The 13,565-nt window shown below is 61.4% G+C and carries 10 protein-coding genes; 4 read left to right on the forward strand and 6 right to left on the reverse strand.

The features are described 5' to 3' along the window. Window positions 1-73: 73 nt before the first annotated feature. Window positions 74-1,255, reverse strand: a complete 1,182-nt coding sequence (locus tag EN949_RS04205) for a lytic murein transglycosylase (protein ID WP_127366190.1) — start codon at window positions 1,253-1,255, stop codon at window positions 74-76. A 315-nt stretch (window positions 1,256-1,570) separates the two neighbouring features. Continuing rightward, window positions 1,571-2,371 (reverse strand): GH25 family lysozyme, encoded by an 801-nt coding sequence (locus EN949_RS04210; RefSeq protein ID WP_013530938.1) that lies wholly within the window; start codon window positions 2,369-2,371, stop codon window positions 1,571-1,573. Between the two features lie 229 nt (window positions 2,372-2,600). On the opposite strand from EN949_RS04210, the gene EN949_RS04215 reads away from it, so the two are divergent. Next, on the forward strand, window positions 2,601-3,980 hold the full coding sequence (locus tag EN949_RS04215; RefSeq protein WP_127366189.1) for a serine hydrolase: 1,380 nt from the start codon (window positions 2,601-2,603) through the stop codon (window positions 3,978-3,980). 52 nt (window positions 3,981-4,032) lie between these two features. Here the strand turns inward: EN949_RS04215 and EN949_RS04220 are convergent, their stop codons facing one another. The 4 genes from EN949_RS04220 to EN949_RS04235 all read right to left on the reverse strand — a co-directional run bounded on the left by EN949_RS04220 (window position 4,033) and on the right by EN949_RS04235 (window position 11,692). Then, window positions 4,033-4,716: a class I SAM-dependent methyltransferase gene (locus tag EN949_RS04220; RefSeq protein WP_127366188.1), complete on the reverse strand. Its 684-nt coding sequence runs from the start codon at window positions 4,714-4,716 to the stop codon at window positions 4,033-4,035. Further along, window positions 4,713-6,011 carry a DUF3419 family protein gene (locus EN949_RS04225; protein WP_127370816.1) on the reverse strand — a complete coding sequence of 433 codons (1,299 nt, stop codon included), beginning with the start codon at window positions 6,009-6,011 and terminating at the stop codon, window positions 4,713-4,715. Before EN949_RS04225 ends, EN949_RS04220 begins: the two co-directional genes overlap by 4 nt. Before the next feature lie 467 nt (window positions 6,012-6,478). Further along, window positions 6,479-7,756, reverse strand: a complete 1,278-nt coding sequence (locus EN949_RS04230) for a PIN-like domain-containing protein (protein WP_063168485.1) — start codon at window positions 7,754-7,756, stop codon at window positions 6,479-6,481. Window positions 7,757-8,044: 288 nt separating this feature from the next. Then, on the reverse strand, window positions 8,045-11,692 hold the full coding sequence (locus EN949_RS04235) for a hydantoinase B/oxoprolinase family protein (protein WP_063168484.1): 3,648 nt from the start codon (window positions 11,690-11,692) through the stop codon (window positions 8,045-8,047). 80 nt (window positions 11,693-11,772) lie between these two features. On the opposite strand from EN949_RS04235, the gene EN949_RS04240 reads away from it, so the two are divergent. The 3 genes from EN949_RS04240 to EN949_RS04250 all read left to right on the forward strand — a co-directional run. Continuing rightward, entirely contained in the window at window positions 11,773-12,147 is a 375-nt protein-coding gene (locus EN949_RS04240) for a hypothetical protein (protein WP_244514312.1), read from the forward strand. A 174-nt stretch (window positions 12,148-12,321) separates the two neighbouring features. After that, entirely contained in the window at window positions 12,322-13,041 is a 720-nt protein-coding gene (locus EN949_RS04245) for a DnaJ family molecular chaperone (protein WP_013530944.1), read from the forward strand. Beyond that, the coding region (locus EN949_RS04250; RefSeq protein ID WP_164782472.1) for an N-acetylmuramoyl-L-alanine amidase at window positions 13,038-13,565 on the forward strand (528 nt) is incomplete at its 3' end. The genes EN949_RS04245 and EN949_RS04250, both read left to right, overlap by 4 nt.

The raw sequence follows: 13,565 nt of genomic DNA on the forward strand, positions 1-13,565 counted from the left end.
GAATAGGGCAGTAGGGGAATAGGGGAATAGGGGTGGCGGCAGTCACTGCTTCGGGCTAATTTGCCCTACTGCCCTATAATTTTCCCAAAAGCTCCGGCGTCGGCCAGCCATCCACCGGCAAACCTAGCCGCGTCTGCTCCTTGCGGATCGCCTCGCGGGTGTTGGTACCCAAAATGCCGTCGACGGTGCCGACATCGTAGCCCTTGGCTTCCAGCTTGGTCTGCAACGCCTTCATCTGCTCATTGTTGAGACCGGTCTCGGGATTGCGCGGGTCCAGCGGCGGCGCGCCTGCCAGCCGTGCGGCAAGGTTGGCTGCCGTCAGCGCATAGGTGAAGGACTGATTCCATTCGAGATAAACGTCGAAATTGTCGTAGGTGAGGAAGGCTGGCCCCTTGCGGCCCATCGGCAGCGCGAGGCCTGCTTTCAGGCCGTTATCGACCAGCGGCGCGCCGCTGGGGTAGGTGACGCCCCATTGCGCCCACTGCGACAGCGGCAGCTTGTTGGTGCGACCGGTCTGATCCCACGGCATGTCTTCGGGCACGCGGACTTCCTGGATCCAGGGCTGGTCGCGTTTCCAGCCGCGCGACAGCACCTTGTTGGCAGTGGTCATGATCACATCAGGCACGCTGCCGCGCAGGTCGATCTTGCCGTCGCCGTCGCCGTCGACGCCGCGTGCCAGATAGTCGGAGGGCAGGATCTGCGTCTGGCCGATCTCGCCGGCCCAGGCGCCCCTGACATCAGCCGGCAGCACGCCGCGATCGATCAGTTCCAGAAGCGGCACCAGCTGTTGCCGGAAGAGCTGCGGCCGGCGGCAATCATGGGAAAGCGTCACCAGGGCGCTCAGCGTGTGGAAGTCGCCCTGCACGGCGCCGAAATCGGTCTCCAGCGCCCAGAAGGCGGCGATGATCGGCGCCTGGACGCCGAACTGCTGGTCGGCGCGGGCGAAGACATCCGCGTATTTCTTTATGTTCGCCGCACCTTGCTTCAGGCGATAGGCCGAGATCATCCGGTTGGAAAACTCGACAAAGGTTTGGGTGAAGACGCCTTGGGCGCGGTCGCGCGCCAACACCTTGTCATCTAAGGTTGCCGCTTCAAGGGCGTCGAGACCCACTGTACCTACGCCGGCCGCCTTGGCTTCCGCGGCGACGCCCTGCTTCCAGGATTCGAAGTCGCCGCCGCATTCCTGCGCCATCGCCGGCAAGGCCGTGGCGCACAGGGTCAGCGCAGCCGCGAGGACTTTGGAACGCAGTCGCATCAGCTTCCTTTCGAAACGAACAGGGGGTCATTTGTTGTGCTCCCCCCCGGGAAGCCCAACGCCCTGAATTACCGGCGGTTGCACTCTTTACCGCTGGCTGTGTCGAAAAGCAGGCGGCAGGCCCGGTGTCAACGGTGTTCTGCGGCAGCTTCTCTGCTGGAGTGATTTGATGCAGGGCAGTGCTGCCGTTGCACCGGTTCAACGGAAGCTCTGCTGGAGTGATTTGATCCAGGGCGGTGCTGCCGTTAAACCGGTTCAACGGAAGCTCTGCTGGAGTGCTTTTGATCCAGGGCGGTGCTGCCGTTGAACCTGACGTCAACGGGTGTTCTGCCGCAGCCATTTGTTCCAGGCGGCTTCGCTGCCGTTGAAGACGTTGATGTCGGACTTGCCGGTCATGCCGGGAACGATGCCGGTTCCGGTGTACTGCCAGAAGGTGAAGGGGTGGCTGCCGTATTTCTCACGCGGATGGCCGGCGACGGAACGCAGCCAGTAGGGATAGCCGCGGAACCCCGACAGCCCGTTGTCGTCGAAGAAGTCGACGGAAGTGTAGATGATCGGCTTCTTGCCGTAATGGCGTTCGACGATTTCGAGGAAGGTGGTCATCTCCGCGCGCACCGTGGCGGCGTCGGGACGCAGCCTGCAGGTCGGCGATTGCGGGTTCCATTCCATGTCGAGGACCGGCGGCATCGCCGAGCGATCGACGGGGACGTTGCGGATGAACCAGCGCGCCTGAACGGCGGCCGGGGTGCAGAAATAATAGAAATGATAGGCGGCTCGCGGAATCCCGTTGGCCTTCGTGCGCGCCCAATGCTCGCTGAAATACTCGTCGAAACGGTCGCCGCCCTCGGTCGCCTTGATGAAGGCGAAGGAGATGCCGCTCGCCCTGGCAGCCGGCCAGTCGACCGAGGTCTGGTATTTGGAAACATCGGTGCCGTGGACGGCATAGTTCCACGGCGCGCCGCTCTCCCATTCATGCGGCTTGGAGTCGGCAAAGCGCGGCGCGCGCACGGCAACCGTCGGGCTGCTCGAAGCGGATGGCGACAGCGGCGAGAGATCGTCGACGGTCGAGCAAGCACCAAGCAGCGCTAGCATGATCAGGCCCGCAAGACGGCGCATCGCAATTCCCGAGCCGGATTCAGCCGGTCGCTGATGGGTCTCTACACTGATGGCCTGCTTTGTGATCGGGCCCCCTCCGAACGATCGCCCCACAGCATCGCTCAGCATATCCTGTGATCGCCGATCATGGTTGATAATCCGTTGATGACGCTCGACAAGCATTGTGATTTGCGGAAGCAATGGCGGCAAATCGATGACATAAGGGTCGCGCAGGGCCCGGAGGAAATAAATGCGGATCGTGGTCAAGATCGTCAAATGGCTGCTTGGCCTGATCGTCCTGGTGATCGCAGCACTTTTTGCCTGGCTTTATATCGCGCCACCGGAGTTGATCAGGGTTGGCTCGGGCTACTCGGCCAAGATCGTCTGTTCGAACGTTTTTATCGCCGGCCGCGATCCCAATGAGGTGCTGGCCGTCGACGTGCAGGCACCCGGGCATCCCCTGCTGCGGTTAATGCGGGTTTCGGTGGACAAGAACAGGGGAACGGTGTCTGCCGGCCTGTTCGGTTTCCTCGGCAAGAGCGTCGCCGTAGCCCGCGACGGGCTTGGCTGCGCTTCGGTTCCGGACGGCGACGTAGGAAAGGTGCGGCGGACCGCGATCCAAGCGGAGCCGTCCGCAGTCACCATGGGCGACCTGTGGCCGGAAGGCGAACGGGTCGAGGCATCACAGGATCCGGTTGTTGCCAAGCTGCTGGACGATGCGGCGCTGATCGGCACCGGCATGCGCGCGGTGGTGGTGGTCAAGAATGGCCGTGTCGTCGCCGAGCGCTACGGCGATGGCTTTTCCGCCAGGACGCCGCTGCTCGGCTGGTCGATGACCAAAACGGTGAATGCCGCCATCGTCGGTACGTTGGTCAAGGACGGCAAGATGGCTTTCGACAACAAAAACCTGTTCGCGCCGTGGAAGGCGGACGGCCGCGCCGCGATCAGCCTTGCCGACATGATGGCGATGTCGAGCGGGCTGGAGTTCAACGAGGATTATGGCGACGTCGCCGACGTCACGCGCATGCTCTATCTCGAACCTGACATGGCGGGCTTTGCCGAATCCAAGCCGCTGGCTGCAGAGGTCGGCGAACAGTTTTCCTATTCGAGCGGCACGGCGGTGATGCTGTCGCGCCTCTGGCAGGACGCGGTCGGCGACAAGGCCAGGGCGCTGACGTGGCCGCGCACGGCGCTATTCGAGCCGCTCGGCATGCACAGCGCGGTGCTCGAGACCGACGAGCTGGGCACCTTCGTCGGCTCGTCCTATCTCTACGCAACCGCGCATGACTGGGCGCGCTTCGGCCAGTTCCTGCTACAAGGCGGGGTGTGGAACGGCAACCAGATCCTGCCGGCCGGTTTCGTCGACTGGATGCGAGAGCCGGCATCCGCCTCGAAGGTCTACGGCAAGGGCCAATTGTGGATCGAGGCCCCGGGCGATGAGGAAAACCCCGGCGCCGGTGTCGCGGCAGGCCTGCCCAAGGACACGTACTGGATGGAAGGCCATGACGGGCAGACGGTTGCCATCATTCCCTCGGAGCAGTTGGTGGTGGTGCGGCTGGGGCTGACGCCTGCCAAGCTTGGCTATCGGCCGCAGACGATGGTGGGGGCGTTGGTGAAGGCACTCCATTAAGGTGCATTGACATTCAGGTGAGGTCGGCCTGCAAATGGCAGTTTCACCTTGGCTAGCCGCGCGGCCCGATAACCGCCAGCCAGGCGTAGCCGCGATAAAGCGTGCGGAAACGGAAGCTTGCGCCGGTTCGCCGAGATTCCGATTCCAGCACTTCGCGCAGCGATTCACGAGGCGCGACGTGGAATTTTTTCAGCCAGCCGCGCAGCAGTGTGCGAAACCAGCGCGGCAGGCCTTCCTGCTGGCCGAAATCGACGATGTGCAGCGAACCGTTCGGCGACAGGGCGGCAAGTGCCGCCGATACTGTTTTTTCCCAGCCGGGGATCATCGACAGCGAATAGGACACGAAGACACGGTCGAAGCGTTCGACATCGAAGAGTGCCCGGGCATCGAAATCGGTGGCATCGCCCCTAGCCAATATGACGCGACCGGACAGGCCCTCGCGGTCGATCGCCTTTCCGGCCGTCTCCAGCATTTCGGCCGAAATATCGAGGCCGAAAAAGCGCGCGTCGGGATAGTGACGGGCGGCGAGGATGACGTTGCGGCCGGTGCCGCAGCCGAGTTCCAGCACGGTGCCACCGGCAGGCACGTCGAGCCCCGAGATCATTGGGTCGCGGCCGAGCAGGTAGTATTTGCGGGTCAGGTCGTAGATGTGGCGCTGCCAGCGGTAGACGCCGTCCATCAGTTCGGCATGATTGGCCTTGAATTCGGGGCTGGCCGGCAGCTCGCTGCTGCTCATGCCGCGCGCTTTACGTAGAGATGGAAGCTGCCATAGATGGCCGAGCGGTCGCGGGCCGAAAATTCCCGCGAAGCCTGGTCCTGATAGTCCCATTGGTCGAGCAGCGAACTGGAGACGCGACCCGGCAGCAGGCTGGGCTCGGCGGCGGTGCGGAAGATGACGCGGGCGCCGGCCGAAGCCGTGCGGGTGATTTCCGCCCACAGCGCGTTGAGCTGATCGTCGGTCATCCAGTCCTGTGCGTCGAGCAGGACGAAGCGGTCGACCGCGCCTGCATCCTTGCCGGCGAGAAACTCGATCAGATTGGCATGGTGGATGGCGACGCGGCCGACATTGCCGCGGATGGTCTCGTAATTCTGCTTTTCGAGATAGGCGGGCAGGGCGGCCTCGCCGGGGTTCGGATAGCGGCGGGCAAAGGCCTGCCAGGCGAAGTAGTTATTCTCCAGCGGAAAATCGCAAGCGAGTTTTTCCAGCCGGGCTTTCAGCACGCTGGCCATGGTGCCGTCGCCAGAAGTGATCAGCGAATCGTACTGCGCCGGTGGAATGCCGAGGCCGAACAGCGAAGCCTTGCGCGACGTCGCCCATCTCAAAAGCTTGTTGTCGAAGACCGGCGCCAACTCCTCGTTGAAGAAGCGGCGCTGCTCGCCGATGTTCCTGGCCTGCATGATGCCGGCTGGGTCGACGCCGAAGAATTTTCCCGTGCGATGGCCCATGGCGATGAACAAGCCGAGCAGGCCGGTCTGGTAGAAATTGCGGTCGAACACAGTGATGCGACGGCGCCCGCGCCAGTTGCGGCGCTCCCAGTAGTGACGGCTGACAGGATCGAGATGCGGCGCGATGAAACGGTCATACGCTTTCGAATTGTGGCTGGTGTCGGCGGCGCCGAAGAAGCGGAACAGATCGCCCTGCGATGGCAAATGGCGCACCGCCTCCAGCTTCATGCGGTTCAGCGCGATGTGCGCGGTGTTGAGGTCGACGGCGTCGACCCGGGCCGGCGAGCGCGTGAGGTAGGCCAGGATGTTGCAGCCGCCGGAGGCGATGGTGACGACGCGGTGGCCCTGGCCAAGCTGCATCGCCTCCATGTCGACATCGGGGTCTTCCCAGATCTGCGGATAGACGAGGCCGGAGAACAGGAAGGCGAACAGCCGCTCCGAAATGCCGGCCTTCGACAGCGGGCGGTTCTGATAGACGGCCTTTCCAACTTCCTTGCCGCGGCGAAAAACCAGATCTGCGGAAACGTCCGTCATGGCAAGATGATTCCCCATTTGCTTTGCCGCAAGCGGGTAGCGCAGGCTCATGACAGGCCGGTGACAGCCGGTTGACGCCGGTCGATCCTTGCTGATCTCGATAATGTCTTCGAAAGTGCGGCGGTGCGCGTCTCGACATGGACCGCGCGCTTTTTCATCGAATCTGATTGCAAATAGTCATACGTCGGCCGGCTTCGGCAAGCAGGCCAACAGGACCAGTGCGCTCGATGAAGGGGTAGAGTTGCGAAGCCCGGTTGGAAGTTGTGTCGCCACAACGCTATATTCCGTGAACTGAATGTACGACAGCAGCAAGCTATACTCGACAGTCAGGAAGCCGCGCATGCTTGTCTTTTGGCGAGTCGGCATCCAGGCTGCGACATTGTCGTGGCAGAAATATTCCGGGGGTCGCCATTTCCCGATTTCACCCCCGCCAGCGGGACGATGCCGCCGGAGGGCCGATATACGAAGAGGTCTGTCGCCAGATCGGCAATCTTTTTATCTGAAGATGGTTCGTCCTTCTAGCCCTCTTTTTTGCGAAAAACTTCGTTTATCCCACGGTTTGATTTGATTGCATCCATTAATTTTGGAATCTGGTCCCAATATTCGCTGTAAGAAAAGCAATCTATTAGTTTACTGAACGCATACCACGTGTTTATTTTTTCCGGATCGTCTTTATTTTTGTTTTGGAAAATTGATTGTGCTTCTATGGATAGTTTTTCAAGATGCTCTTCCAGGGAATTGAATTCCCAGTCATCTAAATTCCCATCACCGGTTCTTCTAAGAGATTGTTCCTCCGAAATTCTCCCCGACACTTTAGTGATTTTCATAGCAGTTTTTATAATTTCATCTTCGCTTTTAGCCGTATGAAGGGCAAGGACGGTCACGAGATTCAGCATTTCGCTATGTCTAAACAAAATTGAACGTCTAGGAATTTCTCTTGTTTCTTGAACTCTCTCCATCTCTTTCACTGTTTCCTTGGAAACCAGTTCTTCGTCCTCGCTGGATACGAAGGCTAAAAAGCGCGATGGCGAATATGCGTAGAACAACTGGCCAGTCGCTTCGAAAAACTCGTGCCTGAGTTCAGGCCTTGGTCCCAGGGTCTTGCCATCATGTCGTGCCCACCAGTCTTCTTTGTTATCGTCAGTGACAAAAAGGACCGGAAGCTGAGCCGACTTTGCCTTGTCCTTCATTTCAGCCCAAATCAGATAATCGCCCGGACGGCCTTTGTCTTTATAACCGGGGGGGATTTTCGCATCGAAACGTCGCAGCGCTTCTTTCCGTCGCTGTTCGATGTCGACTGGTTGCTTCCCTACCTTTCCATCGAAGATGTCAGTAACGTCCTTGAAAACCGATAGAGCTTCAGGAAGCTGCTTTACGGCAGTTTCAACTTCAAGGGTCAGGCGCTCGAAGAACTTGCCGATCTCGTCCATAGAGGATCCTTGGGGCCAAGGATCGAATCTGGAGAACGCGCCAATTGCCCCTTCGACCTCATTGCGTTTCTTTAGCAGCTCATCTTTTAGCTTCTGATATGCCGCTCTATTGGTCGAATCAGCATCGCGCCCGTCTGCCTGGAACTCTGCACCGGCCTGATGAGGCAACCACAGTCTATCCCCAAATGACCTAAATGCAGCAAGGACTTCCGCCCGTCTAGCGGGCATAAATCTGAATAGGTGTAATAAGACATTTGTATCCGGGACCAGAAGTCCCGTCTTCCAGATCTTGTCTAATTCCTTTTTGGTGGGCTCGTAAAACCCATGAAAAATCTTCCGCATCCAACCCCCCGGAGTCGAAGCCATTACAACATCGCTGTGAACATTGAAGCAAGCGAGACTTGTAGAGAAATGCCTTTCGAAACCTTTTCTTACCGTGTGAACGGCTCGCTATTGTCGAATGGTAGCGTATAGCGGAATCCTGAATGGTTGCGGTCCCACGTGCCCTAGAATGTCAGAATGCTCCGATGGTGCGGGGAAGTAGGAGGTGGCGATCACAGCCGCTATCATCTGCGCAATAGCCTACTAGGCTAGCATCGCCGCCGAATAGCTGGTGATAAATGCGGCCGGGAGGCGCGAGCCAGTCAAGCGGTTTCAGGCCTTGCCAAATCCCCCCGGCGTCGGCGTCGTCAGGATGACGGCGTCGCCGGCCTGCAACATGGTCTGGTCGCAGGCTTTCAGCAGGTCGATCGTGCCGTCCTTGCGGCGGATCTTGGTCGAGCCGACCTCGCCGTCGCCGCCTCCGTCCAGCCCTTGCGGCGGCCGGTTGCGGTGCGAGGACAGGATCGCGCATTCCATCTTTTCGAGGAAGCGGATGGTGCGTTTGGTGCCGTCGCCGGCGCTCCATCTGCCCTTGCCGCCGGAATCTTTCCGGATGTGGAAATCCTCGAGCAGAACGGGAAAGCGCAGCTCCAGCACTTCGGGATCGGTGAGGCGCGAATTGGTCATGTGGGTGTGGACGCCGGAGGTGCCGGCAAAGCCGCGGCCCGAGTTCATCCGGCCGGCCGGCGAGCCGGAGCAGATCGTCTCGTAATATTGATACGTCTTGTTGCCGAAGGTCAGGTTGTTCATCGTGCCTTGGGCGTTGGCCATGGCGCCCATGGCGCCGAACAGCGCGTTGGTGACATGCTGCGAGGTCTCGACATTGCCGGCGACGACGGCGGCGGGGTAGGCGGGTTTCAGCATGCAGCCATCGGGAATGATGATGTTGATGGGCCGCAGGCACCCGGCATTCATCGGGATCATATCCTCGACCATGACGCGGAAGGCGTAGAGCACGGCGGCGCGGGCCACCGGCTCGGGCGCGTTGAAATTGTTCTTCATCACCGGCGAGGTGCCGGTGAAGTCTACCGTCGCCTCGCGCTTTTGCCGGTCGACCGTGATCTTCACCTTGATGATCTGGCCGGTGTCGGTCGGGTATTCGTACTCAGAACTATCCGGCAGCCGCTCCAGCACGCGGCGCACGCTTTCGGCGGCATTGTCCTGGACATGGCCCATATAGGCCTCGACGACATCGAGGCCGAAATGGGCGACCATCTTGCGCAGTTCGGCTACGCCCTTTTCGTTGGCGGCGATCTGCGCCTTGAGGTCGGCGATGTTCTGGTGCGGATTGCGGGCCGGATAGCGGTGATCGGTGAGCAGCGTTTCCAGCTCCTTCTCGCGGAAGCGGCCACGGTCGACGATGCGGAAATTGTCGAACAGCACGCCTTCCTCGTCGACCGTGGTGGCGAGCGGCGTCATCGAGCCGGGTGCCGTGCCGCCGATATCGGCGTGATGGCCGCGCGAGGCGGCCCAGAACAGGATTCTTTCCTTGGCATCATCGAAGACCGGCGTCACGACAGTGATGTCCGGCAGATGCGTGCCGCCATTGTAGGGTGCGTTGAGGGCAAAGACGTCGCCGGGGTGGATGTCGCCGGAATTCAGCCGGATGATGGTTTCGACCGAGCGGTCCATCGAGCCGAGATGCACCGGCATGTGCGGCGCATTGGCGACCAGCGCGCCGGTCCGGTCGAAGACGGCGCAGGAAAAATCCAGCCGTTCCTTGATGTTGACGGAATAGGCGGTGTTCTGCAGCGTGACGCCCATCTGCTCGGCGATCGACATGAAGAGGTTGTTGAAGACCTCCAGCATGACCGGATCGGCCTCGGTGCCGAGCGCTGCCTGCCGGCGCTTTTTCTCGACGCGGTGCAGGAGCACGTGGTTCCTGGCGGTGATTTCGGCCAGCCAGCCCGGCTCGATGACGATTGTCTGGTTCGGCTCGATAATCAAGGCAGGTCCCGCAACCCTGTTTCCCGGCTTCAGCGCCTCGCGGCGGAAGATGGGTGAAGTGCGCCACTCTCCCTCGGTGAAGATTTCGCGGGTCTGTGAAGGGCTTACGGCAAGGTCTTCGGTTCGCGATTCAGTTTCGTCGCGCCCAGTGCCGCCGGTGTCGGTGCCTTCGACGCCGACGGTCTCGACGATCATCGGCTTGTCGTCATAGACGAAACCGAACTGCGCCTTGTGGGCGATTTCAAAATCGCGCCTGGCCTGGAAAATCGAATCCGCCTCGAAATTCACCGGCAGTGTCGTGTCGGTGCCGTCGTAGCGAATGTGCAGCACCGGCTTCGTGGCGACCGTATCCTCGCCGATGCCTTGCGCCGCGAGTTCTGCGACAACGGCTTTCCTCAAGATGGCAATGAGGTTGCCGATCTCCGTTCTGGACTCTTCGGCAAGCGGTTTCAGCAGCGCCTGCTGGCGCGAGGCAAAGACCGAGGACAGGCCGATGCCATAGGCCGACAGAAGACCTGAGAAGGGATGGATCAGCACCGCTTCCATGCCGAGCGCATCGGCGACCAGGCAAGCGTGCTGGCCGCCGGCGCCGCCAAAACAGTTCAAGAGATATTCGGTGACGTCGTAGCCGCGCTGCACGGAGATCTTCTTGATGGCATTGGCCATGTTTTCGACGGCGATGGTGACGAAGCCCTCGGCGACAGACTCGGGCGACCGGCCGTCGCCGATTTCGGCGGCGAGTGCGGCGAATTTTGCCCGTACCGTCTCGACGTCGAGCGTCTGGTCCTGGCCGGGTCCGAAAATGGCCGGGAAGAAATCGGGCTGCAGCTTGCCCAGCATCACATTGGCGTCGGTGACGGCGAGCGGGCCGCCGCGCCGGTAGGCTGCCGGGCCGGGATTGGCGCCAGCCGAATCCGGCCCGGCCCGGAAGCGGCCGGCCTCGTAATGCAGGATCGAGCCGCCGCCGGCGGCGACGGTATGGATGCGCATCATCGGCGCGCGGATGCGCACGCCGGCGACCTCGGTGTCGAAGGCGCGCTCATATTCGCCGTCATAGTGAGCGACGTCGGTCGAGGTGCCGCCCATGTCGAAACCGATGACCTTGTCGAAGCCGGCGAGCCTGGCCGTCTCGACCATGCCGACGACACCGCCGGCTGGTCCTGACAGCAGTGCGTCCTTGCCCTGGAACATGTCGGCGGCGGTGAGACCGCCCGACGACATCATGAACATCAGGCGGGGGAATCGATCGCTCTCCCCCACAAGAGGGGAGCTTGGCGCCGCACCCAACTCTCCCGCCACCCTTTGCACATAGCGCGATAGGATCGGCGACAAATAGGCGTCGACCACCGCGGTGTCGCCGCGGCCGACCAGCTTGATCAGCGGCGAGACCTCATGGCTGACCGAGACCTGGCTGAAACCGAGTTTGCGGCAGACTTTCGCCACCGCCTTCTCGTGCTCGGGGTATTTCCAGGCGTGCATGAAGACGATGGCGACCGCATCGATGCCATCGGCCCTGGCCTGTTCGATCGCCGGCCGGCAGGCGGCGATATCGAGCAATTGTTCGACGCAGCCATCGGCGCGCACACGCTCGTTGATTTCGATGACGCGCTCGTAGAGCTGTTCGGGAAGGATGATCTCCTTGGCGAAGATGTCCGGGCGCGCCTGGTAGGCGATCTTCAGCGCATCGCGGAAGCCCTTGGTGATGAGCAAAAGCACGCGGTCGCCCTTGCGCTCCAGCAGCGCATTTGTGGCGACCGTGGTGCCCATCTTGATGTCGCCGATCAGGCCGCTCGGGATCGTGTCGCCGGCCGACAAGCCAAGAAGGTCGCGAATGCCCTGGATGGCGGCATCGTTATAGGCTTCGGGATTTTCGGAGAGAAGCTTGCGCGGGTGCAGCCCGCCCTCCGGATCTCGGCCGATGATATCGGTGAATGTGCCGCCGCGGTCGATCCAGAAATCCCATTTTTCGGTCATGACAGCCCCTGGCGCTCTTCTGTTCGATCGGTGTTTCGGCACATGCTGTTAGTTCGCTACGGCCTGAGCGGCAATCGCAAATGAACCAGACGATGTTACATGCGGAAACGCAACGTTACGAAACTCATGGCCGGCTGACGCATTTGTCCTTCGACCGCTCACGGCAACGTGAGCGTGTGTTGAAGGAGAGACAAATGAAAAAGCTCATTCTCGCGTCCGTTTCCGGTTTGGCTTTGCTTGGCGTCGCCGCCTGCAGTGACAGCGGTACGGACAACACCACCACCCAGAGCACCAACCCGCCGGCCGCCGAGGAACCGATGAAACCGGCCACCCCGGAAGCCACGCCGCCGGCCGCGACGCCTCCGGCAACGGATAATTCGACCACGAAGAGCATCACACCCGAGAAGCCCGCCGAGCCGGCTCCGGCAACACCAGCTCCTGCGCCCGCGCAGTAGTGAGCAAGCAGTACTTCTTGTGATGAATGAGGAAGGTCGGCTCGCGCCGGCCTTTCTCATGTCGTCCGAGCGCCGTGGGCCAATCCCTCTCGCGCGCCGGATCGATTTGTCGCGCAAAGCCTGCGGCACTGTCCCGGCTTGATAGGAGGGAGCGGTGGCTCTAAGAAGCAGGCCATGTCGATTTGGGATCGCCTCGGCGAGTTCATCACCCGCGTTTCATCCTCAACCTCGTCGGGTGTCGTCGACGTTGTCGAGGCTGTGCGCACGGTTTTCTCCGGCGATGCGGATTTGCGCCGGCGTGTCGCCTTTTCGGTGGCGATGATCGCGCTGTCGGCCAAGATGGCCAAGGCCGATGGCATCGTCACCCAGGACGAGGTGCGCGCCTTCCAGGAGATATTCGAAGTGCCGCCGAAGGAGACGCGCAATGTGGCGCGGCTGTTCGATCTCGCCCAGCGCGACGTGGCCGGTTTCGAAACCTATGCCGAGCGGATGGCCCAGATGTGCGGTTCGGGGCATTCCAACTGCGTGATGCTTGAAGACATACTCGACGGTCTGTTCCACATTGCCAAGGCCGACGGGCTGGTGCACGAGCGCGAAGGCCATTTCCTGCACCGCATCGCCGAGATTTTCCGCATCGACGAAGCGCATTACGAAGCCATCATGGCCCGGCACGTCAATCTCGGCGCCGGGGATCCCTATGTCGTGCTGGGCATCGAGCGCGGCAAGCCGTTCGAAGAGGTCAGGAAACGCTATCGCAAGCTGGTTTCCGACAATCATCCGGATCGGCTGATCGCGCGCGGCCTGCCTCAGGAATTCATCAAGATCGCGACCACCAGGGTGGCGGCGATCAATGCCGCCTACGAGATGATCGAGCGGGGCCTGCGCCACGCATGAGCGGCTTTCTGCCCGACGAGCCACGTGCCGAAGTCAGGGTATCGCCGAATTTCGGCCCGCGGCGCGAGACAACACCCAGGCCCGACATGATCGTGCTGCACTACACAGGCATGGCGACCGGCGCCGGGGCCGAGGCCTGGCTTTGCGATCCGGCCAGCGAGGTCTCGTCGCATTATCTGGTCCACGAGAATGGCCATATCGTGCAGATGGTCAGGGAAAGCGACCGCGCCTGGCACGCCGGCAAGAGTTCGTGGTTCGGATGCGCCGACATCAATTCCTGTTCCGTCGGCATCGAGATCGTCAATCCGGGGCATTCGCTGGGCTATCCCGGTTTTCCCCGGCGGCAGATCGATGCCGTGATCGGGCTGTGCCGGGGGATCGCCGGTCGGCATTCGATCGCCGCCGAGCGGGTACTCGCGCATTCCGATGTTGCGCCGGGGCGCAAAATCGATCCCGGCGAGAAGTTTCCGTGGCGGGCGCTATTCGAGGCCGGTGTCGGCCATCTCGTTACGGCCGCCCCCGTC

This window comes from Mesorhizobium sp. M7A.F.Ca.US.007.01.2.1 (assembly GCF_003998165.1).
Taxonomy (GTDB): domain Bacteria; phylum Pseudomonadota; class Alphaproteobacteria; order Rhizobiales; family Rhizobiaceae; genus Mesorhizobium; species Mesorhizobium ciceri.

Bases quoted from the DNA above. Each gene is read 5' to 3' on its own strand.
- EN949_RS04235 (WP_063168484.1), bottom strand. From the start codon at position 11,692: ATGACCGAAAAATGGGATTTCTGGATCGACCGCGGCGGCACATTCACC.
- EN949_RS04230 (WP_063168485.1), bottom strand. From the start codon at position 7,756: ATGGCTTCGACTCCGGGGGGTTGGATGCGGAAGATTTTTCATGGGTTT.
- EN949_RS04225 (WP_127370816.1), bottom strand. From the start codon at position 6,011: ATGAGCCTGCGCTACCCGCTTGCGGCAAAGCAAATGGGGAATCATCTT.
- EN949_RS04205 (WP_127366190.1), bottom strand. From the start codon at position 1,255: ATGCGACTGCGTTCCAAAGTCCTCGCGGCTGCGCTGACCCTGTGCGCC.
- EN949_RS04245 (WP_013530944.1), top strand. From the start codon at position 12,322: ATGTCGATTTGGGATCGCCTCGGCGAGTTCATCACCCGCGTTTCATCC.
- EN949_RS04210 (WP_013530938.1), bottom strand. From the start codon at position 2,371: ATGCGCCGTCTTGCGGGCCTGATCATGCTAGCGCTGCTTGGTGCTTGC.
- EN949_RS04240 (WP_244514312.1), top strand. From the start codon at position 11,773: ATGAACCAGACGATGTTACATGCGGAAACGCAACGTTACGAAACTCAT.
- EN949_RS04220 (WP_127366188.1), bottom strand. From the start codon at position 4,716: ATGAGCAGCAGCGAGCTGCCGGCCAGCCCCGAATTCAAGGCCAATCAT.
- EN949_RS04215 (WP_127366189.1), top strand. From the start codon at position 2,601: ATGCGGATCGTGGTCAAGATCGTCAAATGGCTGCTTGGCCTGATCGTC.